Below are 26,453 nucleotides of genomic sequence, written 5' to 3'. Positions count from 1 at the left end.
CTCCCTGGCAAACGGGCAAAAATCCACCCGGGCAAGGCGACCCGCCCAACCCAACCGCTCGCGGCGCGCCCCAACGTCGGGTCGAACTCCAGAACGCGATGACCACACTCCGGCCGTACCTGGCCCCGCTCCAAGGAAATTGGGGCTACGTGGTCGCCGCAGCCGGAAGCGTGGTCACTTTCTGCACACTGTTCCAACCGTGGGTAAACGCTGCCACGCTCGACGGCAGAATCAAAGCCACCCCCTTCGGGAAATTCGAAATATCCAGCTCCCTCGTGGCCCTGTGGTCGGGAGCACCACCGCCGCAGGCGAAAGTCAACGGCACATGGGCCGTTCTGGCCTGCGTCGCCATCGCCGTCACCTTGTTCGCCGTGGTTGTCAATCTTCGGGCGCGCACCACGACACTGTCGCATTTGGCCGCGTGCTCTTCGGTGGCCATGGCACTATTCATTGTCTTCGCCCTTGTCCATATGAACGGCAAGGCACCCGAATTGCGGTCCATGCTCGGATACGGACGAACGACGGATCTGGGCGGCCAAATCGGCCTATTGATGCGCTGGGCCTCCGGCAACGGCAAATACCCGATGCCAGGTATCCGCCAAGTTTCGATAACCACCGCCAGCCTCACCGCGTGGGCATGGTTCGCCGCCGCGACCGCAGTGGTTTCGGCCGTCGCGGCCATCGCCCAGTGGGTCCGCAATCGCCCGGCCGGACCTATCCAGATACCGCTGCAGATACCGCTGCGCATGCCGATCGTCATTACGCGGCCATCTTCTGCCCCTGCTCCTGCTCCCGACTCTGCACCCACACCCGACCCCACTCCAGCGCCCGCACCGGACCCGCCCGAGTGACGCGGAAAGTCTCGAGCGCACGGCGACCCCGCCGGATGCATGCGCCGACCGAGGCGAGCTTCCCACCGGCGGTGAGCTCGGATCGAACCACAACGTGGGATGACTTCTAAACTTGGCCAATGGTGCAGCCGACGCCCTGGCAAGCGGGCAAAACTCCACAGGCGCAGGCTGTTTCGCCCAGTCGAGCGGCTCGGGGCGCGCCACGACGACAGGTCGACGTCGCGAGCACCCTTACCTCGCTGCGACTGCTCCATGCCAGGCTCCGACCGCATCTTGTCTTGTTCCAAGGCAATTGGGGTTATCTCGGCGCAGCGCTCGGCGGCGTCATCACGCTGTACGCGCTGTTCCAGCCGTGGGTCAACGCCTCCTCGACCGATGGCAAGATCAAAGCCACCCCGTTCGGAAAATTCGAGATATCCAGCTCGCTCGTGGCCCTGTGGTCGGGATCGCCACCGCCTGCCGCGAAGATCAACGGCACCTGGGCTGTGCTCGCGTGCATCGCCATCGCCGTCATCGTCGTCGCCGCAGTAGTCAATCTGCGGGCGCACACTCGGGCGCTTTCGACTTTGGTGATGGGTTCCTCGATAGCCCTGTCCCTTTTCGTCGTCTTCGCCTTGGTCCACATGAACGGCAAAGCGCCCGACGTGCGAAACATGGTCGGAAACGGCCCCACACGGGATCTGGGCAGCCAGGTCGGCATGATAGTGCGCTGGGCCTCCGGCAACAGCGGTTACGCGCTGCCCGGTGTCCGCCGGTATACCTGGACCACCGCCGGTCTCACCTCTTGGGCATGGTTCGCCGGTGCGATGGCGGTGATTTCGGCAGTGGCCGCGATCGCCCAGTGGGTACGCAATCGCCCGGCCGGACCCATCCAGATACCGCTGCGCATGCCCATCGTCATTACGCGGCCATCGTCCGGCCCCGCCCCCGCACAGCCGGCTCCTGCGCCGCAACAACCGTCGGCTTCCCCGCAGCCTGCTCCCGAGCCCCAGCAACCAGCACCGGCTCCTCAGCAGGCATCTCCCGAAGTCGCCGCCCAGCAGGCACCGGAGGCCGCCGCCCAGCAGACGCCCCCCGACCCGGCCACCAAACGGCCATCTCCCGACCCCGATCAAACCAACTGATCCAGCCGGGATTTCGACGACGCCCGGGGACGCTCCTGTTCACCCGAGCGAACGAAGCGATCACAGACGCTGGTCGAGCGGATACTCGACCAGCGCGGCGTCCGGTCAGACGAAGGCGCGTTCGATGATTGCGCCGGTGTCGACACCCGTCGGCAGGGTGCCGAAGGCGATGCCCCAGTCCTCGCCCAATCGGGTGGCGCAGAAGGCGTCCGCGACGGCGGGGTGGCCGTGGCGGACCAGTTGCGCGCCCTGCAGGACGAGGGCCATGAGTTCGATAACGCGGCGTGCGCGGTATTCGATGTCGCTGAGGTCGGAGAGTTCCTTGCCGACCCGGGTGATGGCGTCGTCGAGACGGGGGTTCGCACCGCGGGCCAGCGAGACCTCGTTGAAGTACGCCTCGACGGTCTCGGGCTGACGACCCATGGCGCGCAACGCGTCCAGGGCCGCGACATTGCCGGAGCCCTCCCAGATCGACATCAGCGGAGCTTCGCGGTAGAGGCGCGGCATCCCGGATTCTTCGGCATAGCCATTGCCACCGAAGCATTCCAGTGCCTCGGCCGCGTGCGAAGGCGCGCGCTTGCACACCCAGTACTTGGTGATCGCCAAGGCGATTCGGCGCAGCGCCGCCTCGGCCGGATCCTGGCCTGCCCGGTCGGTGGCGCCCGCGAGACGCATCATGACGGTGGTCGCGGCGTCGGATTCGATCACCAGGTCGGCGAGCACATTGCGCATCGCGGGCTGATCGATCAGTTTCTTGCCGAAGGCATCCCGGTGCCGTGCGTGGTGCACCGCGTACACCGCACCGACGCGCATACCGGTCGACGAGCCGATCACGCAGTCGAGGCGGGTCATATTGACCATTTCGATGATGGTCTTGACCCCGGCCCCCTCCGCGCCGACCAGCCAGCCGGTGGCGTTCTCGTATTCGATCTCCGAGGAGGCGTTGGACTTGTTGCCGAGCTTGTCCTTGAGTCGTTGGATCCGAATCGGATTGCGGGTGTCATCGGGCAGCACCCTCGGCAGCAGGAAGCAGGACAGGCCGCCGGGCGCCTGCGCCAGCGTGAGGAACATGTCCGACATGGGCGCGGAGGTGAACCATTTGTGTCCGACGATCCGGTAGCTGCCGTCGGGCTGCGGAGTCGCGGTGGTGGTGTTGGCGCGAACGTCGGAGCCGCCCTGCTTTTCGGTCATCGACATGCCCGCGATGAGCCCGGCCTTGGTCGACGGCTCACGAAGGCCGAAGTCGTAGGTCCTGGAACCGAGCAGCGGTTCGTATTTCGCCGCGAGTTCCGCGTTGTGGCGCAGCGCGGGCACCACCGCGTAGGTCATCGAGATCGGGCACATATGGCCCGCGTCGGCGACGCCCCAGGTGTAGAACTTGGCCGCACGGGCGGTATGAGCGCCGGGCCGGTCGTCGAGCCAGGGCGAGCCGTGCAGTCCATGCGAGACAGCGACATTCATCAGGTCGTGCCAGTGCGGGTGGAATTCGACCTCGTCGATGCGATTGCCGTAGCGGTCGTGGGTGTGCAGCACCGGCGGATACTCGTTGGCCAGCCTGCCCCACTCCTGCGCCGCGAAACCGCCCGCGAGCCTGCCGAGTTCACGGACCTCTTGCTCGGCCCAGCCCGCGCCCTCACGGTGCAGGCCCTCCAGCAGCGCCGGGTTCTGCGAGACGTCGAAAGGCACGATGTTCGGAACCTGGTTGAAGACTTCATGCGTCGGCATCGGACAACTCCTGTTTCTATCGAGCGCCCAGGGCGCTCTGATCATCGCGCACGCCGAGCGCGCGCATCGCGAAGGCAACGAGTTCAGGGACAACGGATTCGCCGTGTGGTGCGTGGGCCAGCGGACCGACGAGCACCTCACCGATCGCACCGACCAATGCGGCGGCGCTGATTCGCGCGTCCTGCGCGGGCAGTTCCCCGCGCGCGACACCCTCGGCGATAGCCGATTCGAAGGCCTCGGCGAAAGCGCGCCGGAAATGCAGGCGCTCATTGTCGACAGCCGCGTCGACCGGTTCGACGAGCAGGACGTAGGCGAGCTTCGGATTCTTCAGCGCGCGCCCCGCGAAGGTTTCCACCGCGGCGGTGACGCGTTCGACCGCGGAGGCCACGGTGTCGGCATCCGCGATCCGTTCCGCGGCCGCCGCGGTGACGGCGGCGACCTCACGGGCGACCACCTTCCGGAAGACCGCGCTCACCAGTTCGGACTTGCCTTCGAAATGCTTGTACACCGTTCCGGTCGCCACCGCGGCCTCGTTCGCGACCGCCGCCATGGACAGCCCGGCGAAACCCTCCCTGGAGAGGACCCTCGTCGCGGCGTGCACGATCAGCGCGGCCTGCGCATCGAGGCGGGCCTGCACGGCAGGGGTTCTGCGGTACACCACGCAAGAAGTGAACCATGGATTCACTTCTTGGCGCAAGGACTGTTTCCAGGCTGTTGTACGTCGTATGGTCGTGTACGTGACTGACCAAGCCAGCGGTCCCGCCGTCCGTGTCGAACACTCCGGACCCGTGACGACCGTCATCCTGCATCGCCCCGCCGCGCGCAATGCCGTCGACGGCCCGACCGCCGCCGCACTCGCCGACGCGTTCCGCGCCTTCGACGCCGATCCCGACGCGTCGGTCGCGGTGCTATGGGGTGACGGCGGCACCTTCTGCGCGGGCGCGGACCTCAAAGCGCTCGGCACCGAGAACTCCAACCGGCCGGTCGAAGACGGGGACGGACCCATGGGCCCCACCCGCATGAAGCTGTCCAAGCCCGTGATCGCCGCCGTCTCCGGTTACGCGGTCGCGGGCGGGCTCGAGCTCGCGCTCTGGTGCGATCTGCGAATCGCCGAGCAGGACAGCACCTTCGGCGTATTCTGCCGCCGCTGGGGCGTGCCGCTGATCGACGGCGGCACCGTGCGGCTGCCGCGCATCATCGGGACCGGGCGGGCGATGGACCTGGTGCTCACCGGCCGTGCGGTGGGCGCACCGGAGGCCTTGCAGATGGGCTTGGTGAATCGGGTGGTGCCGAACGGTGACGCGCGCCGGGCCGCCGAGGAGGTCGCCGCCCAGCTGGCCGCGCTGCCGCAGACCTGCTTGCGCTCCGATCGGATGTCGATGCTCGAACAGGACGGGCTCGACGAGGACGCCGCGATCCGCAATGAGTTTCGGCACGGCATGACCGCCCTTGCCGACGGGGCCTTGGAGGGGGCCCAGCGATTCGCCGCGGGGGCAGGCCGCCACGGCGCACGCGCCTGACCCGGATGGGCCGACCCAGCGCACGGAATCGACTCGACGACGGCAATCGCCCCGGCGGCAGCGACCGCCACGACGACAGCAATCGACTCGACGACGCCAACCGATTCGACCTCACGGATCGACTCGGCAGCAGCCGTCGACTGAGCGTCGTCGACGAAATCTTCCTGCGCACCCATCGCGGCCTCGGCACCCCGATCGCCCTACAGGGTCTATGGCGCACGGCCGACCGCATCGACCCACGGCTGCTCCAGGAGGTCCACACCGCCTTGCGCACAGGGCCGTTGGGCCGCCGCGTGATCCGCCCGCGCGTACCCGGCGCCCGACGATCCTGGCGACCGAACACCAGGGCCCACCCGCTCGACAGCACGACCCAGCCGATCCCTGCCGAAACACTGCTGGACTGGGCCGACAGCCGAGGCGCCGACCTCGACCCCGAGTTCGGCCCAGGGTGGCGACTGTCGGCCGTAGCACTCGACGACGGCGGAACCCTTGTCTCCCTTGCCTGTTCACACGCCATCGCCGACGGCCGCGCACTCGTCCTCGCGGTCGACGAAGCCCTGCGCAGCCGGGCCGCAAGGCATCCCGCCGCATCCGACGGCGGTCGCGGCACGAACTCGACAGCACCGCAATCACATCGAGCCGACGCCACCCGCGCCGTCGACTACGCGCCGAGCGGATCGGACCTGGTCGATTCGGCGAACCTCGCCAGTCGATCGACTAATTCCCTTGCCTCGAAATCGGATTGGTCCGATGCGCTGCGGCAGTGGTCGATCGTATTGCGTGGCACTGCCCGCGCATTGCGCAATGGCATTCCACAGCGCCCCGGGACAATCCAAGCGGACCGTACCCGCGCCGATTCCAGCAGTGCACCGACGCACAGCGCGATCATGCAGTGCGCGGTATCCGACTGGGACCAGGCGGCCGCCGCACAGGGCGGTACCGCCAACAGCCTGTTCATCTGGCTGGTGGCGAACATACTGTGGGCCACTGGATTCCCCCACACGACGATCGATGCCAGCCTCCCCGTCGACACCCGAGACGAACCCCGTGTCGACAACGATCTCGAGATGACGGAGATTACCGTCGACCGCGCCGATACCCCCGCGACGATTCGCGAGAAGTCCCGCATCGCCTACGAGCGTCGCATGTCCAGCCCCGGCGGCATGCCCGAGGAACTGCTACAGGTGATTCCCGATCGCTGGGCCTACGCGCTGTCCAAGGGCGCCGGTGAACGAGACATCCTGTGCTCCAATATCGGAACCCTCCCCGCATCCCTGCGCACCCTCGGCCCACACCACTGCACCGGCGTCGCCGCCCGCGCCATCCACCCCGGCCTCACCGCGAACCTGCTCCCCCGCACCCGCCTATCCGGCTACCTGTGCCGCATTGCCGACGACTACGTCTTGTCCCTGGTCGGCCTCGACCCCCTCCGCATCGAATCCACTTCGGCATTAACGGATCTCGTTCGCGCGACAGCAGCAGATCAGCATTTGCCGCTCACCATGTGGTGACGAGCGATCTATCCGACGCCCGGCGCGTCCGTCGGAGCACGCGGCGCACCGCACTCGTCGTCGCCCCCATGGGTGGTCGAGGCTGGATGGCGGTAGTTTTTTCGAGCCCGTCCAAATTCGGCGCGGTGAATCCCTTGGCGAACGCGCAGTGACCAGACGATCAGCAGCTGCGCGGATCACCCTGGTCTTCGTCGACTACCGGCGAAGCTGTGACCGGCTCCCGGAAACGGATGCCCTCCATTACCAGTGAAATCAGCTGTTCTGCTTGCTCACCACCGTCCAACTCTCGCTCGGTGACGAAGGCGATCGCGTTGACGAGTTTGAGTAGTTGCGCCGCCGTGACATCAGGGCGCACGGCTCGGGACTGCCGAGCTCGGGTGAGCAGTGCTGTCGCGGCGGCGAATATCGTTTCGCGGCACCACGACATATCCGATCCCTCGTTGTGGAGGGCGGCCGTCAGCGCGGCAACCAGCCCACGTGAGGTACTTCCGTGGGCAGCGACAGCCCGCAACCAGGAGGCCAGTGCCTCGCCTGGTGCTTGCGCGGTAAGCAATTCCCCGGCCTCTTCCGAGAGTGCCTCGATCTGGTCGCGGTGAACAGCTTCCAGCAGGGCCTGCCGTGTCGGGAAGTGGCGGTAGAGCGTCGCGTTTCCGACCTCGGCACGCCGGGCGATGTCGTCGAGAGACGCGTCGATGCCGTGCTCGGCGAACGCGGTCCTGGCGGCGACAAGCAGCTGTTCGTAGTTACGCCGCGCGTCGGCGCGCATCGGACGCCGGGTAGGAGCGTCCTGGCCCTTCGGTTTCGTCACGCGTCTCTCTCGGTTGCCAAACGGGGACAGTCCCCATATCGTAGCAGCACGAAAGCAGGGAGACTCCCCGATTAACTGCGTTGGGCCACGATGGAGGAAGACATGCCTGCAGAACAACCGATTCTCGTAACAGGCGCCACCGGGTGGCAGGGCGGCGCCGCGGCGCGACACCTGCTCGCGAATGGCTGGCGGGTCCGGGCGCTCGTCCGCACACCGGGCAGCCCAGCGGCTCAGGCACTTGCCGAGGCCGGTGCCGAACTCGCGCCGGGCGACATGGACTCCCGCACCTCGCTCGACGCGGCGATGCGGGACGCATACGGAGTCTTCAGCGTCCAGCCGACCCAGGGCTATCCCGGCACCCCAACCGAATTCACCATCGATGACGAAATCCGACTTGGCGCCACTGTGGCCGACGCGGCGAAAGCCGCCGGCGTTCAACACTTTATCTATGCCTCTGTCGGCGGCGCGGACCGCAAGACCGGCATTCGACGATGGGAGAGCAAGCGGCAAGTCGAGAGGCACATCGACAACCTCGGCCTGCCGGCCACGATCCTGCGCCCGGTCAGGTTCATGGAGAACCAAGCCGACCCGCAACTCGGCGTGCGGGACAGCACCCTCGCCGATGTATTCCTCCCCGAAGTTCCCGTGCAGCTCATCGCCGTGAGCGATATCGGAGCCTTCGCCGCACTGGCCTTCGGCAGCCCGCACGAATACCTAGGTAAGGCAATCGAATTGGCGGGTGATGAACTGACCATGCCACAGATAGTCGAGGCGATCACCAAGGCCACCGGACACCCCGTCACCTACCGCCACATCCCACGAGAAGCACTCGAAGGACGTGACCCCGACGCGATCGCGGGTTACATCGTCGCCAACGAAAAAGGCGGCTGGCAGGCCGACATCCCCGCCCTACGAAAACTGCACCCCACACTCATGACCTTCGACACCTGGCTCACCAAAGAAGGCAAAGCGCAATTCGACTTGCACGCAGAACGGTGAAGTCTGTGTGATCAGGATGCCGTGACGGCGTCCGCGCGGTCGAGTACATCCCGCGGCACTTCGAGGCCGGGCTCGAGGTCCGCCGAGGGCACCGGCGCATCCCACACCTGACGTATGGGCAGCACGCCTGCCCATACGCCGCCTGCCTCGATGTCCTCGAGATCGTCATTCGGGCCACCGGTCCTGACCTTCACCGACGCCTCGGTGAGGTCGAGCGCGAGCACCTTGGTTGCGGCCATTTCCTTCTTGTTGGGCCTGCGTACCCGATCCCATGCGCCGGGTGCGGAGTGCTCGATCACTACACGCAGCGCGTGCATCCGTTCTTCGGGGTCGGTCACCTCCACGGCGCGGCCGCGCACCACCGCCGAGCGGTAGTTCATCGAGAAGTGCATGGCCGAGCGGGCGTAGATGAGGCCGTCGACGAGGGTGACGGCGATGGAGATATCGCCGTCGAGCGCGGCCCGGAGATTGCCCGCACCGGTCGAGCCGTGCAGGTAGAGCGTGTCGCCGTCACGCCCGTAGACGGTGGGGATCACCACGGGAGTGCCGCCGAGCACGACACCGAGGTGGCAGACCAGCCCCGCGTCGAGGACCGCGTCCAGGTCGGTCCTTTCGGTCTCGGCTCGCTCCTTGGCGCGGGTCGGCGTGCTGCGCGGAGTCGGCGAGAGCGGAGGCCGAGAAGTGATCGACTTGGTCATAGCACTATCCTGAAAGGGAAAGTGGCATTCTGAAATAGCCAATTCAAGAAAAAGTCAACAGTCCAATTCTGGAGGATCTTGTGCTCGACGAGCTCCCGTTCATGCTCGATCGAGATGCCGCGCAGCCGCTGTCCGCGCAGGTCGCGGCGGGTTTGCGGGCCGCGGCAAGCACCGGCGTGCTGCGGACCGACGACCGGCTGCCATCCTCACGGTCGCTTGCGCAGCGGCTGGGAGTGAGCCGCACCGTCGTCGCCGCGGCCTATGACCAGCTGCACGCCGAGGGCTGGATCGCGGGCAAGCGCGGGTCGGGCACCTACCTGACCACCGCCCCCGTCGCGAGCCCTACCCGGCCGAGTGCCTTATCCGGATCGACGGACAACCCGGAGCTGCTCGACCTAGGCCCCGGCGCACCCTGCGTCGAAGCCATCGACCAGCCGGCCTGGCGACGGGCCTGGCGGGCCGCAGCCGACATCGCCCCGATGGTCCGCAAAGACCGCGGCGGCGAGCCGGAGTTCCGGTCGACGATCGCCGAGCACCTGCTGCGGCACCGCGGTCTCGGCGCGAACAGCGACACCGTCGTGCTCGCCACCGCCGGCACCAGTTCGGCGGTCGGCGAACTCGCCGCCGCGCTGCTGCGACCCGGCGATGCGATCGCGATGGAGGACCCCGGCTATCAACGCGCCGCGGGTGCGTTCCTGGCGGCGGGGGTCCGGGTGCTGCCGGTTCCCGTCGATGCCGAGGGACTGCGGGTCGAGCTGCTGCCGCCCGGCATCAAGGCGGTGTATTGCACACCGGCACACCAGTTTCCGATCGGCGCGCGCATGCCCGCGGCGCGCCGGGTCCAGCTCGTCGAATTCGCCAGGCAGGCAGGTGTGCCCATCATCGAGGACGACTACGACGGCGAGCTGCGCTATGACACCGCGCCTTTGCCATTGCTCGCGGCGATGGCGCCGGACGTGGTCGTACATCTGGGCACAACGAGCAAGATCTTGTCACCGAGCCTGGGCACCGGCTGGTTGGTCGCGATGCCGGAGATCGCCGACGCGGTACTCGCGCAGCGAGAGCTGACCGGCACCGGGCCGAGTCCGGCGGGCCAGCGGGTGCTCGTCGAATTCGCCAGGCACGGTGACCTGGCGCGACACCTGCGCAGGCTGCGTCGCGCACTGCCGCCGCGCCGGGCGCTGGTGGTCGACGAGCTGCGCAGGCGGGGTCTCGAGGTGGTCGGCGACGACGCGGGTTCGCATGTCGTGGTGCCGCTGACATCGGCGGCGGCCGAACAACAGGCCGTCGCCGAGGGCCGGGCACGCGGCATCGCCCTGGACGGATTGGCCCGCCACCACATCGGCGCGCGACAGTTCTTCGGCGTCGCTCTCGGTTACACCGCGCTCAGCTGGGCAGACCTGGAGATCGCCGTTCCATTGGCCGGAGATTGCCTGACCCGGTCGTAGCATGGTCTGCATGACCGAACAGGACATCCTGGCGCGTATCAAGAATTTGGTCGACCGCGAGCACGATCTGCGGTCCAGAGCGACGGCCGGCGAGGTCGATCCGGTGACCGAGCGGCAGCAACTCGCGGAGCTCGAAGTCATGCTCGATCAGGCCTGGGATCTGCTGCGGCACCGGCGGGCGCGCATCGATCATGGCGGCTCGCCCGACGATGCACAGGTCAATTCGGCCCGTCAGGTCGAGGGCTATCTGCAGTGACCTCGGGTCCGGAGACCACCGAGTACGACGTCATCGTGATCGGTGGTGGGCCTGCCGGGGAGAACGCGGCGGCCTACGCCATCGCCGGTAGCGAGCGCACCGCGGCCATCGTGGAGCGCGAACTGGTCGGGGGCGAATGCTCGTATTGGGCTTGTATGCCGAGCAAGGCGCTGTTACGTCCCGTGCACCTGTTGTCCGACGCGCAGGCCATGGCCGGGATCTCCGCGAGCGGTCTCGACGTCGAAGCGGTATTGCGCAGACGAGACAGCTTCACCCACAACCACGATGACAGCTCGCAGGTGCAGTGGGCCACCGACAACCGGATCGACGTGATCCGCGGCAGCGGCCGCCTGGGCGGCGCACGACGCGTCGAGGTCGAGGGCCGCGCACTGCGCGCCAGGCACGCGGTGGTGCTGGCCACCGGAACCACCGCCAGCGTTCCGGACATCCCCGGCCTGCGCGAGGCACTCCCGTGGACCTCGCGAGATGCCACCAACCTGCACGAAGTCCCCCGGCGGGTAGTGATCGTCGGCGGCGGTGTCGTCGCCTGTGAGGCCGCGACCTGGCTGGCAGGTCTCGGCGCCGAGGAGGTCACGTTGCTGGTGCGCGGGAATTCACTACTCGGCAATGCCGAACCGTTCGCCCGGGAGCGCGTGGCCGCCGGATTGGCCGACGCTGGTGTCCGGGTCCGCTTCCGGACCCAGCTCGCGAAGGTGGAGCGCGCGGACGCGAAGGACACCGGCGAGGGGCGCGTCCACGGCGGCCCGGTGACTGTGTGGTTGCGCGGCGAGGACGTCGATCCGGATAGTGCCCGGATCGAGGCCGACGAGATCATCGTGGCCGCCGGGCGCGGACCGGCCACCGAAGCACTCGGCCTGGCCACGGTCGGATTGCCCGATGGCCCGGTCGAGGTGGACGACCAGTTGACCGCACGCGGTGTCGAAGGCGACTGGCTGTACGCGGTGGGCGATGTGAACGGGCGCGTCGCGTTGACGCACATGGGCAAATACCAGGCCAGAGTGTGTGGGGATGTCATTGCCGCGCGGGCGGAGGGCCGGGAGCTTTCGGACGCGCGGTTCGCCGCGACCGCCGATCACCGGCAGGTCCCGCAGGTCGTGTTCACCGCACCCGAGGTCGCCTCGGTCGGACTCACCGAGGCTGCGGCGCGCGCGGCCGGCTATTCGGTGGAGACCGTGGAGATCGATATCGCGGTCGCCGGTTCGTCATTGGCGCGCGACGACTATTCCGGGCGCGCGAAGCTGGTGATCGACGCCGCCACCGACACCGTGCTCGGTGCGACCTTCGTCGGCCCCGAGGTCGGCGAGCTCATTCACGCGGCGACCATCGCCGTGGTGGGCAAGGTACCGCTGGCAACACTGTGGCACGCAGTGCCTTCCTACCCGACGGTAAACGAGCTCTGGTTACGTCTGTTGGAAGCACGTCGAACGTAGTTACCATCGGTAGATGGCAGATATCACGACCGCCGACGGAGTTGTCCGCGGTCAGCGCGGCCGTCGCGTGGTGCGCTGGCGATCCCTTCCATACGCGGCGGCTCCGGTGGGAGACCTGCGCTTTCGCGCACCGCAGCCGGTAGTCCCCTGGACCGGTGTCCGGGTGGCGACGCGATTCGGTTCGGCCTCGATGCAGCACAGGTCCGGCGCGCGGATCGGGCCGCGGCGCTACCAGCCGACCAGCGAAGATTCGTTGACACTCAATGTCGTCGCACCGGCTGAGCACTCGTCGACACCGCGTCCGGTGCTGGTGTTCATCCACGGCGGCGGCTATGTGATCGGCACGTCGGCGCTGAGCCTGTATTCGGGCGCGCGGCTGGCGGTGCGCGGCGATGTCGTCGTGGTGTCGCTGAACTACCGGCTCGGCGCGTTCGGCTATGTCGACTTCGGCGAATTCGGCACGCCGGAACGGCCTTTCGACGCCAACCTCGGGTTGCGCGATCAAGTCGCCGCATTGGCGTGGGTGCAGCGCAATATCGCGGCATTCGGGGGCGATCCCGGCAATGTCACCCTCTTCGGTGAATCCGCGGGCGCGCACGCGGTGCTCTCGCTGCTTGCCACTCCCGCGGCCGAGGGCTTGTTCCACCGCGGCATCGCACAGAGCCCGCCCGCCGATTGGGCGATGAGCTCCGAGGACGCCCGCGCCTTCGCCCGCCGCTGCGTCGAGGCGCTCGGCGCCACTCCGGAAAACGCGGCCGACGCGCTGATCGCGGCCGACGCGAACGACATTCGCCGCGCGGTCGACCGGAGCAGCGGGCGGGTGCTGCGGGAACACCCGGGCCTGTTCCCCATCGCACCGACAGTCGACGGCGCCTGTCTGCCGAAGGCGCCGATCGAGGCGATCACCGATGGCACCGCGCATCGGGTGCCGCTCATCATCGGCACCAATCGCGAGGAGGGCGCCCTGTTCGCGAAGTTCGCCGATGAACTGCCCACCGACCCCGACCGGCTGCACCGGCTGCTTTCGCAGGCGAGCGACGAAGCGGAATCCCGGGTCACCGCAGCGTATCCCGGCTATCCCGCGCCGAAGATCGCGGTGCGCATGGGTGGCGATTACGTCTTCTGGCGGCCCTCGGTCACCGTGACGGAAGGCCACAGCCGCCACGCGCCCACCTATGCCTACCGCTACGATTTCGCCCCGCGCGCATTCCATCTCGCGGGCGTCGGCGCGACCCACGCGACCGACCTGATCCCGGTATTCGGCGCGGTCGACTCCCCCTTCGGGCGGGCCGTCACCGCAGCGGGCGGGCGGCGTGGCCTGCGCGCTGTCACCCGCCAGTTCCAGGACAACTGGCTGTCCTTCGCGCGCAACGGCGTACCACTGCCGTCGTGGCCCGCCTATACCGAGGACCGCCGCACCACCTTGATCATCGATGATCCGACCCGGCTGGAAAACGACCCGGACTCGGCGAAACGTATTGCCTGGCAAGGTATCGGGGTGCCGACGCTGACGTGAGGTCCGAACCGGGCCGGTCGCGATCGATGCACCATGCCAAGCCTGGAAATGGCGCTCGACGGCAGCCCGCGCTGCCGCCGACTAGGGTTTGGACAACCGAGCGATAACGGGCGCTACCGGAACTTTCCACGCCGATATTCCTCGACCCCCGAGAAGGACACGCTCATGCGGACCCTACAGGGTTGCTGACCTCGATGCAGCGATCACTGTCCAACGAAGGCAATCAGCTCGAGCTTGGGCCGGTCGGGTGCGGTTCCCTCTGAGGGTAAGGGACACCGATGGGGTGTGGTTTCCTTGCGGGGTCCAGCACGGGCGGGCAGGTGAAGCGATAGCGGCAATCGGAGTGGCAATGGACCAACAGGCATCCAGAGTGATTCGACACGGCGAGTCACTCGTTCTGACCGCTCCAGGATGGGAAGCGAGCAAACAACCACCGCCGGAAGCGATCGTAGGTAGATGGATAGTGGACCAAAACGGGAATGTAGGGCCGTTTCAACCGAATCCCGATTACTTGCCGACTGATGACGCGACACCGACGGACCCTCTCGATGCCATATTGCGGCTTATCGCCGAAGGCGATCAGCAACTCATCGATGAGTTCGTGTCCACGCTCTGCCACTCGATCGTCGAGGTCGGGTGTGACAAACACAACCGACCGGTCACGTCTGTCATGCCGGACGATACTGTGTGCATTGTGATCGTCACCGCTCAGGCGCAGAAGGTCGGCGTCGAAGTGGACCACTGGTGGCCCATGGTCGGCAGCGACCTTCCAGAGATCGCCCCAGCCGGTACCGGAATTCTCTTCAATCCCAACGGTTGCACCTCCCTCTGCTTGGTGGCGGATGCATTGACACTCCCGGGCCCGGAACGACGCAGGTGAGACTATGCCATCATTATCCAAAGCTGCTGCTCTACTGAAAGAGTTCCTAGACACCCGGCTGACTCCAGTAATTACCACTGGAGCAAGAAAAATAGCGGAAGAACCCCTACATGGGTTCGCAGGAACATTGCGCGAGACTGTCGAAACAGTCGGCCACGCCGACCGCGCCGCCGCCATCCCCTTGAAGAACTTCATCCCCGATGCTGAAGGCAGAATCGAATTCACTGCCGACCAAGTCGTCGTCAACCCCATGAATCGACACGCTTCCTTAGTTCCCTACAGTAGATATAAACGTTCGATAATAGATAAGATAAACCCACATATCGGCAGGCCGAAAACTCCAGTGGGAATAGATCTGCCTCCGGCTGCAGGCGCTGACCACGGGACGCGTTGGGCAGCAGCGGAGATCTCCGATGCCGAGTTCGGCTATCAGGTCGAACTTCCCGACGGGAGTATACGGCAAGAACGAGCGCATTGGACACGCGATCGTTCCGAAATAAACATCCGCAGCAGAGCCTTGGATCGACCCTTGCCAGCGGGAACGGTGCAGACGCCGAACGGTATCCCCGAGCGCGATGAACCCAGGTACCAGAGATTGGTGACGGTCAAGACCGGCCTTCTTGGGCTGAAAAAAAGAACAGTGGTTGTAGATGACGAGACTTTTCTCAAAGTACAAGCACGGGCTATAGAAGACTACATGCGAAAGGGAGCTGGGAAGGGCCTGGCCGCAGAAGAGTCGACCCGATGGGAACCACCAGCAATGGTGCTGGCGCCCGATAAGCCTTTCAGCCACTTGCCTCCCGATTACCTGAAGTCTCTCAAAGACGAAACAGGAGCTGGTGGAGTGTACTTCCCGCAAGGTGATGTCTCGACAACGACACGGGGAGAAGCTTGGAAAGCCCCATCCCGGCCGTTTTCTTCTGATATGACAGTATCCAAACCGGAAGATGGGAGTACTCCGTGGTCGCACTATCCTCCTGGAGAATTCAGCAGCACTAGGATGCGCGCAGACCCGAACCATTCAGAAAACCCTCCTGATGGAATATAGAGGGCTTCCCTGTCAGCTAACCGGACGGGGGATTCCGGCCGACGAGCGAGCCCATCGTTAGCGAAGTGCGCGGCGGAGGTTTCCCGGGCGAACGTATTGCGGATGCGGAAGTTGAATTCAGACCTGTAGTCGTGCCTTTCGGAAAGTGACGCAGAAGACCGGTGGTGTTTTCGTTGGATCCGCATGCCGAGAGTTCCCGGGGTCATGCAGACGGACATGTCGGTGATCGCAGAGAATGGGGACCCTTCTGGCGTCCTGGCCGCGGATGGGCTCTGCGCACGGCCCGACATCAGGCTGCACACCTGGCGCTTTCGCCGTACCGGTCGGCTACTTCAACAGCCGAGACATCCGCCGATCGGCCAGCACCTTGCCACCGGTCTGGCAGGTCGCGCAGTACTGGAACGAGCGCTCGGCGTAGGAGACCTCGCGGACCGTGTCGCCGCAGATCGGACACGGAAGCCCGGTGCGCGCGTGTACCCGCATGCCGGAACGCTTTTCGCTCTTGAGGCGGGCGGCAGCCTGGCCGACCGATCGTTGCACCGCGTCGGTGAGCTCGGCCCGCATGGCCGCATACAGTGTCGAGATCGTTTCCGCCGACATGGTTTTGGTGTTGGCGAACGGGGAGATCCGCGCGGTGTGCAGGATTTCGTCGGAGTAGGCATTGCCGATCCCGGCGATCAGCGTCTGATCGACGATCGCGGTCTTGATGCGCTGGGAAGTGCCGTGCAGGATTTCGGCGAACTGCGCCTCGGTGACCTCGAGCGCGTCGGGGCCGAGGCGGGCGATGCCGGGCACCACCTTCGGGTCGTCGACGATATAGACGGCCAGCCGCTTCTTGGTGCCCGCCTCCGTCAGATCGAAGGCAGGCGTCGCCCCTTCCGGCGTGAAGAAGTGCACACGCAACGCCAACGGTCCCTTACCCGGTTTCGGCGGTGTCGCACTCGGCTCATCGATCCAGCGCAGCCAGCCGCCCCGCGACAGATGCGTGATCAGCCACAACCCGCCGCACTCGAGCCCGAGGAACTTGCCGAACCGGCCCGCCCCGGTCACATCCCGTCCGGACAGCGCCGTCACCGGCGGGTCGAACGTCTTCACCGCACTCAGCGCGGCCACATCGACACGCCCCACGACAGCGCCGACCGCATGTTCCCGCAGGAACTGCGCCAACGCCTCCACCTCGGGTAGCTCGGGCACGAATCCCAGGCTACCTGGGAGCACCGACAAAACAGCTGGATGCGCAGCGCAACACCACTCGCCTCCTCGAGCACCGAGAAATGAGCGAGCGTAGTGAAATGGTGCCCCCCCAGCCCTGCGCAACCACCATTCCGCTACCGCCGATGACCACTGTCGTGGGCACGCTCTGTGTCGGCACGAAGGAGGTAGATGTCCATGATCCAGCCCTTTTCGGCGCGCAATTCCGCACGGCGACGGACGATCTCGGACTCGACCGCACGGAGCGGGCCTTCGATGAGGGTTTCGTCGGGCATGCCGAGGTAGGCGCCCCACCAGATATGCACATGGTCGCCGGGGACTTCGGTGAAGGCGCAGTCGCCGTCGAGCATCACCAGGTTGGAACCGGGACCGAGACCTTCCGTGCGCAGGCGCCTGCCTGTGGTGATGTGCACCGGTTCGCCGATCCGGTGCAGCACCATCCGGTGCCGGGCGGCCAGCGCCTGTGCGCTGGTGACGCCGGGGATCACCTCGTAGTCGAAGCTCAGCGCACCACGTTCGAGCACCCGTTCGATAATCCGCAAGGTGCTGTCGTACAGCGAAGGATCGCCCCACACGAGAATGCCGCCGACTCCCTCGACCTGCGCGAAAGCTTCCTCCAGCAGTGCCGAGCGGCGATCGTGCCAGTCCTCGACGACACCCCGGTAGTCGGCGGGCATGCGGTCGCGCGGCGGGTCGGGGATCTCTACGATCCGGTAATCGCCCGCGAGGTGCTCGGTCAGGATGGCGGTCCGCACGTCGACGAGCTCCTGCTTCTCGACGCCCTTGCCGATGACGAAGAACACCTCGACCTGCCGCATGGCCTTGATGGCCTGCACGGTCACCTGGTCGGGGTCGCCGGCGCCGATGCCGATCACGTAGAGCTTGCGCATGTGCGGAGAGCTTGCCAGGCATCAGTAAACTCGCGAGGCGTGGCCACCAATGCTCGCGATACCCAGTACGAGGACCTGCTCCGTCTGGTCCTGGACTCCGGGACGGCGAAAGCGGACCGTACCGGGACCGGTACCCGCAGCATCTTCGGCCACCAACTGCGCTACGACCTCGCGGCGGGCTTCCCGCTGATCACCACCAAAAAGGTGCATCTGAAGTCGATCGTCTACGAGCTGCTGTGGTTCCTGCGCGGCGATTCCAACGTCTCCTGGCTGCAGGAGCACGGCGTCTCCATCTGGGACGAATGGGCCGACGCCGATGGCGAACTCGGGCCGGTCTACGGCGTGCAGTGGCGGTCGTGGCCGACGCCGGACGGCGCCCACATCGACCAGATCTCCGACGTGCTGCAGACCCTGCGCAACAATCCGGATTCGCGCCGCATGATCGTCTCCGCCTGGAACGTGGCCGAGCTGGACCGGATGGCGCTGGCTCCGTGCCATGCGTTCTTCCAGTTCTATGTGGCCGACGGCAAGCTGTCCTGTCAGCTGTATCAGCGCAGCGCCGATCTGTTCCTCGGCGTCCCGTTCAATATCGCCAGCTATGCGCTGCTCACCCACATGGTTGCCCAGCAGACCGGGCTGGAGCCCGGCGACTTCATCTGGACCGGCGGTGACTGCCACATCTACGACAACCACGTCGAGCAGGTCACCGAGCAGCTCACCCGCGACCCGTACCCGTTCCCGACGCTGCGGCTGCACCACGCGCCGACGCTGTTCGACTACACCTATGCCGACGTCGACATCGTCGACTACCAGCACCACCCGGCCATCAAGGCCCCGGTGGCGGTGTGAGCGGACCGGACCGGACGATCGGGCTCATCTGGGCTCAAACCCCTGACGGGGTAATCGGTTTCGAGAACACCATCCCCTGGCGCGTGCCCGAGGACATGGCGAATTTCAAGGCCGTCACCATGGGACATCCCGTGGTGATGGGCAGGCGCACCTGGGACTCGCTTCCACCGAGATTCCGCCCGCTCGACGGCCGCCGCAACATCGTGGTGACCAGGCAGTCCGACTGGTGCGCCGAGGGCGCCGAACGCGCAGGATCGCTGCACGAGGCGATGGCCATGAGCGCGCCGGGCACCGTGTGGATCGCAGGCGGCGGCGAGATCTATCGTGCCGCAATGGATTTCGCGACTGACCTGCTCGTCACCGAGGTCGACACCACGGTGGACGGCGACGCGTACGCACCTCCCATCGGCCCCGAATGGCAGGACGCCGAACCGGCGCAGTGGCGCGAGTCGACGACCGGGCTGCGCTTCCGTATCCGGCACTACATCCGTCACCGATCCGGCTAGTCGGCAAACCTCCGGCATCGGTCCGCCGCAGCAGCACAACACCGTTCGACCCGTGGGGACGGCGGTGAACACGCCGCGCGGAGGGCAGGCGATCAAACCTGGCCCGCGGCACGCAGACGTCGGGCATACTCCTGGATAGGCGGCGGCCGGACATCCGTCCACCCGCCGCCCACCAGCCTGGATCACCAGCCCTGATCCGGGTGGATGTGATCTGCGAAAGGCGGTCCATGGACAAGAAATCGCTGACAGCGGTCGCTCGCCAACAGCTCAAGTTGGCCGCCACCGCCACGAGCGGGCGCAGTTCGCAAACCATTTACGGCGGACACGCCAATTCGCTGCGCCAGACCGTTGTCGGTCTCAGCGCGGGCCAGAGTCTGGCCGAGCACGATAACGCGGGCGAGTCGACGCTGCTGGTGCTCAGCGGAACGCTGACGCTGATCAGCGGCGCCAACGAATGGAAGGGCTCGGCCGGTGACCTGCTGGTTGTGCCGAAAGCACGACACAGCGTCAAGGCCGTGGACGACGTCGCGTTCCTGCTGACCGTCGCCAAGTAGCCCCCACCGCTGGACCGGTGTGCCTGCGGCGGCCACTACGCTGTTGATCATGGGTGAGCCGCAGCCGATCCTCGAACCGCTCACACCGGCCGCGATCTTCCTCGTCGCCACCATCGACGAGGGCGGAGAGCAGACGGTGCGCGAGGTGCTCGCAGCACTGTCCGGATTGCGCCGTTCTGTCGGGTTCCGGTTGCCGGGATCCGGGCTGACCTGTGTGACGTCGATCGGCTCGGCCGCGTGGGATCGGCTGTTCACCGGACCACGGCCCGCCGAGCTGCACGAATTCCCCGGCTACGACGGCGCACACCACAAGGCCCCCGCCACACCGGGCGACCTGCTGTTCCACATCAAAGCCGAAGTGCAGGACGCCTGCTTCGAGTTGGCGATGCTGCTCAGCGACCGGCTCAACGGCGCGGTGACCATCGTCGACGAGACCGTCGGCTTCCGCTACTTCGAGCAGCGCGATCTGCTCGGCTTCGTGGACGGCACCGAGAACCCCGAAGGCGCCTCGCGAACCTCGGACGCGGGACGGGTGGCGCTGATCGGCGACGAGGACCCCGACTTCGCGGGCGGCAGCTACGTGATCGTGCAGAAATACCTGCATGCCATGACGGATTGGCGCGAACTACCCGTCCCCGAGCAGGAACGGGTCATCGGCCGAACCAAGCTGGACGACATCGAGTTCTCCGACGCGGACAAGCCCCTGAATTCCCATGTCGCCGTGAACACCCTTCTCGATCCCGATGGAACCCAACGTCAGATCCTGCGCGCCAATATGCCGTTCGGCAGCATCCGCGACGACGAATTCGGCACGTACTACATCGCTTACGCCGCCACGCCCAGCGTCACCGAGGCCATGCTCACGCGGATGTTCCTCGGTTCGGACGAGGCCGAATACGACCGGATCCTGGACTTCTCCACCGCGGTCACCGGCACGCTGTTCTTCACACCGCCCCAGGACTTCCTCGACGCTCCCCCGGACGCTCCCGAGGTCGAGGAATCTTCGAGCGCCGAGAGCGTTGACAAGTCGGAGACCGCAGACGGATCCCTCGGTATCGGCACGTTGAAAAGGAGCACGCAGCAATGAACAACCTCCATCGCGAACTTGCGCCGATCACCTCCGAGGCGTGGACGGCAATCGAGGAAGAGGCGACGCGAACCTTCAAGCGGCACATCGCCGGACGTCGCGTCGTCGATCTGTCCGGGCCGCACGGCACCGACTACTCCGCCGTCGGTCTCGGCCGCACCACCGCGATCGCCGCACCCGACGAGGGCGTGCAGGCCCGTCAGCGCGTTGTCGCGCCGCTGGTCGAACTGCGGGTTCCGTTCACCCTGTCGCGCGATGAGCTCGACGATGTCGAGCGCGGCGCCAAGGACACGGATCTGGATCCGGTGAAGGAGGCCGCGCGACGCATCGCGTTCGCCGAGGACCGCGCCATCTTCGAGGGCTACCCGGCCGCGAATATCACCGGTATCCGGGCAAGTTCGTCCAACGAGGCGATCAGCGTGCCGAGCGACCCCCGGCTGGTCCCCGAGGCCGTCACCCAGGCGCTCAGCGCGCTGCGGCTGGCGGGCGTCGACGGCCCGTACTCGGTGCTGCTCAGCGCGGACCTGTACACGGCGGTCAGCGAGACTTCCGATCACGGCCACCCGATCCGCACCCATATCGAACGCCTGATCCCCGACGGCGAGATCATCTGGGCCCCCGCCATCGACGGCGCGTTCGTGCTGACCACCCGAGGCGGCGACTTCGACCTGCAACTCGGCCAAGACCTGTCGATCGGCTACCTGTCGCACGACGCCGAGTCGGTACAGCTGTACTTCCAGCAGAGCCTGACCTTCCTGGTGTACACGGGCGAGGCCGCGGTCGCGTTGGAGGCCTGAGTTCGGTCACCACCTGACCGCACGGCCTCGACCGATCACGCTCATGTTCCCGGCGATCGGCCGTGGCTTCAACTGGATTCAGGAGCAGCCGTACAACCGCTGATCCCTTGCGGCTCGACGGCGGCCCGGCCCGGTACGGTGGGATTCGCAGTCGGCAGGAGGCGAGATGACGATGGTGCGCGCTGGCGTGGTTCCCACTCGACGAGCGCTGCTCTACGGCGCGCTGGGCATCGGGGTGACCGCACTCGTCTGTGGTGCGATCGTCACGGGGTTCGGCCCGAATCGGGTGTTCACCGGGCTGCTCGCCGGTATGGTCGCGGGTATCGCGATCCTGGTCGCGCTGTTCGGACGCGACGTCGTCGTACTCACCGACGGAGGAATCCACCGTCGCACCCCGTGGCGGGAATCCAGTATCGACTGGGATCGGGTGGTCGCCGGGCGGTTCGCACTCGACGAGCGGGCCAGGTGGTCGCTTGCCCTGGACCTTTCCGGCGGTGACGAACGCCACGGCGAGCTGGTGCTGCTGTCCATTCCGCCGGTGGTTCGCCCGGTGTCGGGCGCCTACGACATGCGCAAACGTGAGCAGGTGCAGGAAATTCGGGAGATGCTGCGCCACAAACGCGTCCCGGTGACCGTGCTCCCCGAGATCGCGGGCGGGCTGCATCGGCATTGGCAGATCGCGCCGCCGGCCCGCGGCGCGTAGCCCTGACGCGGGCGGCCCGTTTCCGATACGTTGGCAGCTGTGTCGATGATGAAAGGCGCCAATGTTCCGGTGCCGACGTCCGCGGTCCGCGTCGAACTGGGGTGGCAGTCGGGACCCGGGGTTCCCGACGCGGATGCGTCCGCGCTGCTGCTCGTCTCGGGCAAGGTGCGGTCCGACGGTGACTTCGTCTTCTACAACCAGCCTGCGCATGCCTCCGGCGCGGTCCGGTACGAGGGCAAACAGCAGGGTCCGATCGTGCTGGACACCTTGTCGGTGAATCTGGCCCAGGTCGAGGCGCAGATCGACACCATCGTGATCGCGGCCTCCTCGGACGGCGGCACCTTCGGGCAGTTGCACGGCCTCTACGTGCGGGTGATCGACGCGTCGAACAACGGCGAGGTCGCCCGCTTCGACAGCGCCGGCGCGGATGCCGAGACCGCGTTCGTGCTCGGCGAGCTGTACCGCAGGCAGGGCGCGTGGAAGTTCCGTGCCGTCGGGCAGGGATACGCCTCGGGGCTGGCCGGTCTCGCCACCGACTTCGGCATCTCCGTCGATGACGCACCGGCGCCCGCCACGGCGCCCGCGCCACCGCCGCAGTTCACTCCACCGCCGCCCGCGCCGCAGCAGCAGTTCGCACCGCCGCCGTCGCCGCCCGCGCCACCACAGCAATTCGCCCCGCCCGCACCGCAGTTCGCACCGCCGCCGACCTACGGTGCGCCCACGCCGACACCGCCGTACCCGACGCCACCGGCTTACCCACCGGCTCCCTACACCGCGCCGACACCGCCCTACCCGCCGCAGCAGCCTCCGGCAGCCGGGCCGTCGGGCGCCCCGATCAACATGAGCAAGATCTCGCTGACCAAAGAGTCGCCATCTATCTCGCTGACCAAACAGGGCGCGATCTCGGGCACCATGCGCGTCAATCTGAACTGGACGACCTCGGTCGCCCCGAGCGGTGGCGGACTGTTCGGCAGGAAGCGCGGCGGCGGCACCCTCGACCTCGACCTCAGCTGCTTCTTCGAGCTGGCCGACGGCCGCATCGGTTCCGTTCGCGCACTGGATCGTTCGTTCGGCGCGCTGGACCGTCCGCCCTTCATCAGACTCGACCAGGACGACAGGACCGGCAGCAGCACCACCGGCGAGAATCTCGACATCAACCTCGATTTCACCGCGCAGTTCCGCCGCATCCTGGTGTTCGCGTCCATCTACGAGGGCGCGGCCGATTTCCGCGGCGTGCAGGCCACCGCAACCCTGTACCCGGTCAACTCGGTGCCGATCGAGATGACCATGGATGGCTGCACGGACAACTCACGCGACGTCGTCCTCGCCCACATCGAGAATCTCAACGGCGAGTTCGTCGTTCGCCGCGACGGCACCTTCATCCGTCCGCCGGGGGGCCGTCCCGGCAGCGGCATCCGGGAGATCGCCCAGATGTACGGCTGGGGCTTCGAGTTCCAGGCTTCCAGCGGCAAAGGCTGACCAACCGCGGGTCAGGCGGACTGCAATCGCTGCAGCAGCCTGCCCGCCACCTGACGCAACTCGTCGAGGTCGCCCGGCCAGCTGAGCATCCGCAGCACCGCGTCGGGGATCGCGCGTTCGGCGTAGGCAGGCGCGCTGCCCGCATCGGAGCGGATGCCGATCACCGTCTCGACGAGGCGAAACGGGAGCCCCTCCAGCCCGGCGACGCTCGCACCGGTCGTCTCGGCGATCACGCTCGCGGCCAATACCTCGTAGTGCCTGCGTAATTCGTCGCGCCGCAAGCGGAAGGCGGCGAAGCGTTCGGTACGCAGCTCGGGAAGCAGGTACAGCGCACCGAGATTCCAGCGGGCCGCGCACAGCTGGCGGACATCGAACCTGGCCAGCGCGTAGAGTCGCGCGGCCACCGATTCCGGCACATCGCGCAGGCGTTCGGCGAGTTCCAAAGGGGCGGCGACAGTTTCGCCGAGCAGCGCGTCGAGGATGTCGTCTTTGGCGGCGAAGTGGTGGTAGAGCGAGGCCTGCCGGATTCCGACCGCATCGGCGACAACACGCGTCGAGGTGTTGGCATACCCGTTGGTGGTGAACAGCTCACCGGCGGCGTCGAGGATCTCGGCACGCGGTGTCTGCCCGCGACGCGGTCGCTGTTCCAGTCGAGGGCGGCCGGGGCCGAGGTTTGCCACCTGCCCATTCTGGCATCGCGTTTCGGGGCTCTCACCGCCGCGTTGGCGTTCACACGGCCGGTCGTGGCCGAGCGGAGAGGTTTCTGTCACTTGATAGAAATCAAGGCAATCCAGAAGTTACCGGGGTTCCCGTAAGCGATACACGCCGGACACCGAAAGCGCGAACGCGAACGCAAAACTGTCATCTGATAGGTATTGGCCGCTCGCCGAAGGACCCCACCCATGGCCATTAAAGTCGATTCGCCCGCCCCCACCCTCGCTACCCCCGCGGCGCCACCGGACACCAGCGCCGACGGCGCGGACCTCGCCGGCTTCGGCTATCAGCCGGTGCTGCACCGCAAGCTCGGCCGCTACGCCTCGTTCGCGGCCGGATTCTCCTTTGTCTCGATCCTCACCACGATCTTCCAGTTCTTCGGCCTCGGCTACTCGTTCGGCGGCGCCGCGTTCTTCTGGACCTGGCCGATCGTGTTCGTCGGCCAGCTGCTGGTCGCACTCAACTTCGCCGAACTGGCCGCGCGGTACCCGATTTCGGGCTGTATCTACCAGTGGTCGCGCCGGCTGGGCGGTGAAGTCGTCGGCTGGTTCGCGGGCTGGATGATGGTCATCGCACAGATCGTCACCGCCGCCGCCGCGGCCATCGCACTCCAGGTGGTGCTGCCCTCGATCTGGAGCGGATTCCAGGTCGTCGGCTCGGAGACCGCACTCACCTCGTCGTCCGGGGCCGCGAACGCGGTACTGCTCGGCAGCGTCCTGCTGGTGATCACGACGCTGATCAATGTGATCGGCATCGACTTGATGGCCAAGATCAACTCGATCGGCGTCACCGTCGAGATCGCCGGTGTCGTCGCGATCGTCGCGCTGTTCTTCACCCACACCGAACGCGGTCCTGGAGTGGTGCTGCAGACCGATCAGGCCGCACCCGGCCCCTACTGGGCCGCGTTCCTGGTCTCCGGCCTGATGGCCGCGTATGTGATGGTCGGATTCGATTCCGCCGGTGAGCTTTCCGAAGAGACCAAGAATCCGCGCAGAGTAGCGCCACGCACCATCCTCACCGCGCTGTCGGTCTCCGCGCTCGGCGGCGGCCTGCTACTGATCGGCGCACTGATGGCCGCACCGAGCCTGGCCGACGGCGCGCTGGCCACCGACGGTCTGGCCTATGTGCTCACCTCGAAGCTCGACAGCCCGGCGGGCAAGGTGCTGCTGGGCTGTGTCGCGGTGGCGATCATGGTGTGCACCCTTGCCATTCAGACCGCTGGTTCGCGGCTGATGTTCTCGATGGCGCGCGACGGCAAGCTGCCCTTCGCCGAGCGGCTCGCCGCGGTGCATCCGCGCTACGGCACACCCATGCTGCCCGCCATCGTGATCGGCGGGCTGGGCATCGGTCTGCTGGTGCTCAACCTCGGCAACGCCGCGATCTTCGCGACGCTGGCCAGCGTCTGCATCGTGACGCTGTATCTGGCCTACCTGCTTGTCACCGTGCCGCTGCTGGCCGCGCGCTTCAAGGGCTGGGGCCGCGACAACTCCGACGCCGGGCTGTTCAACCTCGGCCGCTCGGGGATTCCGATCAATCTGCTGGCGGTGGTGTGGGGCATCGCCATGGCGGTGAACCTGATCTGGCCCCGCGCCGAGGTGTACACGCCGAAGGGCGGGAGCTGGTGGATGCTCTGGGCCGCACCGCTTTTCGTGCTGACCGTGGTGGCCGTCGGGATCGTCGTACATCGGTTCGTCGATACCGGACCGCGCCGCGCCGCCCGCGGCGAACCCGCCGTAGTACCTGCCTGACTCCGGCCGTGCGCGGTGGTGGGCCGCCCTTGCCCACCACCGCGCACGCCCGATCCGACACGTCGACACACCTGACCCG

At 66.8% G+C, this 26,453-nt stretch carries 26 protein-coding genes; 19 read left to right on the top strand and 7 right to left on the bottom strand.

Annotated features, from left to right (window positions below; genetic code table 11):
- The first annotated feature begins 98 nt into the window (after positions 1 to 98).
- Both ACFU4Z_RS34050 and ACFU4Z_RS34045 read left to right on the top strand, forming a co-directional pair.
- Entirely contained in the window at positions 99 to 851 is a 753-nt protein-coding gene (locus ACFU4Z_RS34050; protein ID WP_379071776.1) for a hypothetical protein, read from the top strand.
- A gap of 119 nt (positions 852 to 970) precedes the next feature.
- Positions 971 to 1,975 (top strand): hypothetical protein, encoded by a 1,005-nt coding sequence (locus ACFU4Z_RS34045; RefSeq protein ID WP_379071773.1) that lies wholly within the window; start codon positions 971 to 973, stop codon positions 1,973 to 1,975.
- Between the two features lie 105 nt (positions 1,976 to 2,080).
- Here ACFU4Z_RS34045 and ACFU4Z_RS34040 read toward each other — a convergent pair whose 3' ends face one another.
- Entirely contained in the window at positions 2,081 to 3,700 is a 1,620-nt protein-coding gene (locus ACFU4Z_RS34040) for an acyl-CoA dehydrogenase family protein (protein ID WP_379071770.1), read from the bottom strand.
- A 16-nt stretch (positions 3,701 to 3,716) separates the two neighbouring features.
- Positions 3,717 to 4,361 carry a TetR/AcrR family transcriptional regulator gene (locus tag ACFU4Z_RS34035; RefSeq protein ID WP_379071766.1) on the bottom strand — a complete coding sequence of 215 codons (645 nt, stop codon included), beginning with the start codon at positions 4,359 to 4,361 and terminating at the stop codon, positions 3,717 to 3,719.
- 76 nt (positions 4,362 to 4,437) lie between these two features.
- Here ACFU4Z_RS34035 and ACFU4Z_RS34030 point away from each other — a divergent pair, with 76 nt between their 5' ends.
- The gene (locus tag ACFU4Z_RS34030; protein ID WP_379071763.1) at positions 4,438 to 5,220 is read left to right on the top strand and encodes a crotonase/enoyl-CoA hydratase family protein; all 783 of its coding nucleotides are present in this window, start codon (positions 4,438 to 4,440) and stop codon (positions 5,218 to 5,220) included.
- A 5-nt stretch (positions 5,221 to 5,225) separates the two neighbouring features.
- Positions 5,226 to 6,731: a hypothetical protein gene (locus ACFU4Z_RS34025; RefSeq protein ID WP_379071760.1), complete on the top strand. Its 1,506-nt coding sequence runs from the start codon at positions 5,226 to 5,228 to the stop codon at positions 6,729 to 6,731.
- A 160-nt stretch (positions 6,732 to 6,891) separates the two neighbouring features.
- Here ACFU4Z_RS34025 and ACFU4Z_RS34020 read toward each other — a convergent pair whose 3' ends face one another.
- On the bottom strand, positions 6,892 to 7,539 hold the full coding sequence (locus ACFU4Z_RS34020) for a TetR/AcrR family transcriptional regulator (RefSeq protein WP_379071757.1): 648 nt from the start codon (positions 7,537 to 7,539) through the stop codon (positions 6,892 to 6,894).
- A gap of 102 nt (positions 7,540 to 7,641) precedes the next feature.
- Between ACFU4Z_RS34020 and ACFU4Z_RS34015 the strand changes: the two genes are divergently transcribed.
- Positions 7,642 to 8,538 carry an NmrA/HSCARG family protein gene (locus ACFU4Z_RS34015; RefSeq protein ID WP_379071755.1) on the top strand — a complete coding sequence of 299 codons (897 nt, stop codon included), beginning with the start codon at positions 7,642 to 7,644 and terminating at the stop codon, positions 8,536 to 8,538.
- An 11-nt stretch (positions 8,539 to 8,549) separates the two neighbouring features.
- On the opposite strand, the gene ACFU4Z_RS34010 is transcribed toward ACFU4Z_RS34015, so the two are convergent.
- Positions 8,550 to 9,236, bottom strand: coding sequence for a pyridoxamine 5'-phosphate oxidase family protein (locus ACFU4Z_RS34010; RefSeq protein WP_379071752.1), 687 nt, complete (start codon positions 9,234 to 9,236; stop codon positions 8,550 to 8,552).
- A gap of 80 nt (positions 9,237 to 9,316) precedes the next feature.
- Between ACFU4Z_RS34010 and ACFU4Z_RS34005 the strand changes: the two genes are divergently transcribed.
- The 6 genes from ACFU4Z_RS34005 (at position 9,317) to ACFU4Z_RS33980 (ending at position 15,835) form a co-directional block, all read left to right on the top strand.
- The gene (locus ACFU4Z_RS34005; RefSeq protein ID WP_379071750.1) at positions 9,317 to 10,684 is read left to right on the top strand and encodes a PLP-dependent aminotransferase family protein; all 1,368 of its coding nucleotides are present in this window, start codon (positions 9,317 to 9,319) and stop codon (positions 10,682 to 10,684) included.
- A gap of 10 nt (positions 10,685 to 10,694) precedes the next feature.
- Positions 10,695 to 10,940: a DUF2630 family protein gene (locus ACFU4Z_RS34000; RefSeq protein WP_379071747.1), complete on the top strand. Its 246-nt coding sequence runs from the start codon at positions 10,695 to 10,697 to the stop codon at positions 10,938 to 10,940.
- On the top strand, positions 10,937 to 12,391 hold the full coding sequence (locus ACFU4Z_RS33995) for a dihydrolipoyl dehydrogenase family protein (RefSeq protein ID WP_379071744.1): 1,455 nt from the start codon (positions 10,937 to 10,939) through the stop codon (positions 12,389 to 12,391). The genes ACFU4Z_RS34000 and ACFU4Z_RS33995 overlap by 4 nt, the downstream gene beginning before the upstream one ends.
- Positions 12,392 to 12,404: 13 nt before the next feature.
- Positions 12,405 to 13,907, top strand: a complete 1,503-nt coding sequence (locus tag ACFU4Z_RS33990) for a carboxylesterase/lipase family protein (protein WP_379071741.1) — start codon at positions 12,405 to 12,407, stop codon at positions 13,905 to 13,907.
- A 349-nt stretch (positions 13,908 to 14,256) separates the two neighbouring features.
- On the top strand, positions 14,257 to 14,787 hold the full coding sequence (locus ACFU4Z_RS33985; RefSeq protein WP_379071738.1) for a type VII secretion system-associated protein: 531 nt from the start codon (positions 14,257 to 14,259) through the stop codon (positions 14,785 to 14,787).
- A 4-nt stretch (positions 14,788 to 14,791) separates the two neighbouring features.
- The gene (locus ACFU4Z_RS33980) at positions 14,792 to 15,835 is read left to right on the top strand and encodes a hypothetical protein (protein WP_379071735.1); all 1,044 of its coding nucleotides are present in this window, start codon (positions 14,792 to 14,794) and stop codon (positions 15,833 to 15,835) included.
- 327 nt (positions 15,836 to 16,162) lie between these two features.
- On the opposite strand, the gene ACFU4Z_RS33975 is transcribed toward ACFU4Z_RS33980, so the two are convergent.
- Together ACFU4Z_RS33975 and cobF are read right to left on the bottom strand one after the other, a co-directional pair.
- Positions 16,163 to 17,029 carry an Fpg/Nei family DNA glycosylase gene (locus tag ACFU4Z_RS33975; protein ID WP_379071732.1) on the bottom strand — a complete coding sequence of 289 codons (867 nt, stop codon included), beginning with the start codon at positions 17,027 to 17,029 and terminating at the stop codon, positions 16,163 to 16,165.
- 134 nt (positions 17,030 to 17,163) lie between these two features.
- Positions 17,164 to 17,937 (bottom strand): precorrin-6A synthase (deacetylating), encoded by a 774-nt coding sequence (gene cobF / locus ACFU4Z_RS33970; RefSeq protein ID WP_379071729.1) that lies wholly within the window; start codon positions 17,935 to 17,937, stop codon positions 17,164 to 17,166.
- A gap of 39 nt (positions 17,938 to 17,976) precedes the next feature.
- Between cobF and ACFU4Z_RS33965 the strand changes: the two genes are divergently transcribed.
- The 7 genes from ACFU4Z_RS33965 (at position 17,977) to ACFU4Z_RS33935 (ending at position 23,912) form a co-directional block, all read left to right on the top strand.
- Entirely contained in the window at positions 17,977 to 18,786 is an 810-nt protein-coding gene (locus ACFU4Z_RS33965; protein ID WP_379071726.1) for a thymidylate synthase, read from the top strand.
- Positions 18,783 to 19,292, top strand: coding sequence for a dihydrofolate reductase (locus tag ACFU4Z_RS33960; RefSeq protein ID WP_379071723.1), 510 nt, complete (start codon positions 18,783 to 18,785; stop codon positions 19,290 to 19,292). The genes ACFU4Z_RS33965 and ACFU4Z_RS33960 overlap by 4 nt, the downstream gene beginning before the upstream one ends.
- 227 nt (positions 19,293 to 19,519) lie before the next feature.
- Entirely contained in the window at positions 19,520 to 19,846 is a 327-nt protein-coding gene (locus ACFU4Z_RS33955; RefSeq protein WP_379071721.1) for a cupin domain-containing protein, read from the top strand.
- A gap of 49 nt (positions 19,847 to 19,895) precedes the next feature.
- Positions 19,896 to 20,933 carry a Dyp-type peroxidase gene (locus tag ACFU4Z_RS33950; RefSeq protein ID WP_379071718.1) on the top strand — a complete coding sequence of 346 codons (1,038 nt, stop codon included), beginning with the start codon at positions 19,896 to 19,898 and terminating at the stop codon, positions 20,931 to 20,933.
- On the top strand, positions 20,930 to 21,730 hold the full coding sequence (locus ACFU4Z_RS33945; RefSeq protein WP_379071715.1) for a family 1 encapsulin nanocompartment shell protein: 801 nt from the start codon (positions 20,930 to 20,932) through the stop codon (positions 21,728 to 21,730). The genes ACFU4Z_RS33950 and ACFU4Z_RS33945 overlap by 4 nt, the downstream gene beginning before the upstream one ends.
- 166 nt (positions 21,731 to 21,896) lie before the next feature.
- Entirely contained in the window at positions 21,897 to 22,433 is a 537-nt protein-coding gene (locus tag ACFU4Z_RS33940; RefSeq protein WP_379071712.1) for a hypothetical protein, read from the top strand.
- A gap of 45 nt (positions 22,434 to 22,478) precedes the next feature.
- Complete coding sequence (locus tag ACFU4Z_RS33935; protein ID WP_379071831.1) at positions 22,479 to 23,912, top strand: TerD family protein; 1,434 nt, start codon at positions 22,479 to 22,481, stop codon at positions 23,910 to 23,912.
- Between the two features lie 11 nt (positions 23,913 to 23,923).
- On the opposite strand, the gene ACFU4Z_RS33930 is transcribed toward ACFU4Z_RS33935, so the two are convergent.
- On the bottom strand, positions 23,924 to 24,592 hold the full coding sequence (locus ACFU4Z_RS33930) for a TetR/AcrR family transcriptional regulator (RefSeq protein WP_379071709.1): 669 nt from the start codon (positions 24,590 to 24,592) through the stop codon (positions 23,924 to 23,926).
- A 222-nt stretch (positions 24,593 to 24,814) separates the two neighbouring features.
- Between ACFU4Z_RS33930 and ACFU4Z_RS33925 the strand changes: the two genes are divergently transcribed.
- Entirely contained in the window at positions 24,815 to 26,374 is a 1,560-nt protein-coding gene (locus tag ACFU4Z_RS33925; protein WP_379071707.1) for an amino acid permease, read from the top strand.
- Positions 26,375 to 26,453: the final 79 nt, after the last annotated feature.

It is taken from the genome of Nocardia sp. NPDC057440 (assembly GCF_042802915.1).
In the GTDB taxonomy this organism is placed as follows: Bacteria; Actinomycetota; Actinomycetes; order Mycobacteriales; family Mycobacteriaceae; genus Nocardia.
The sequence above is the reverse complement of the archived record's forward strand: the minus strand, read 5'-3'. Positions and strand labels throughout refer to the sequence as shown.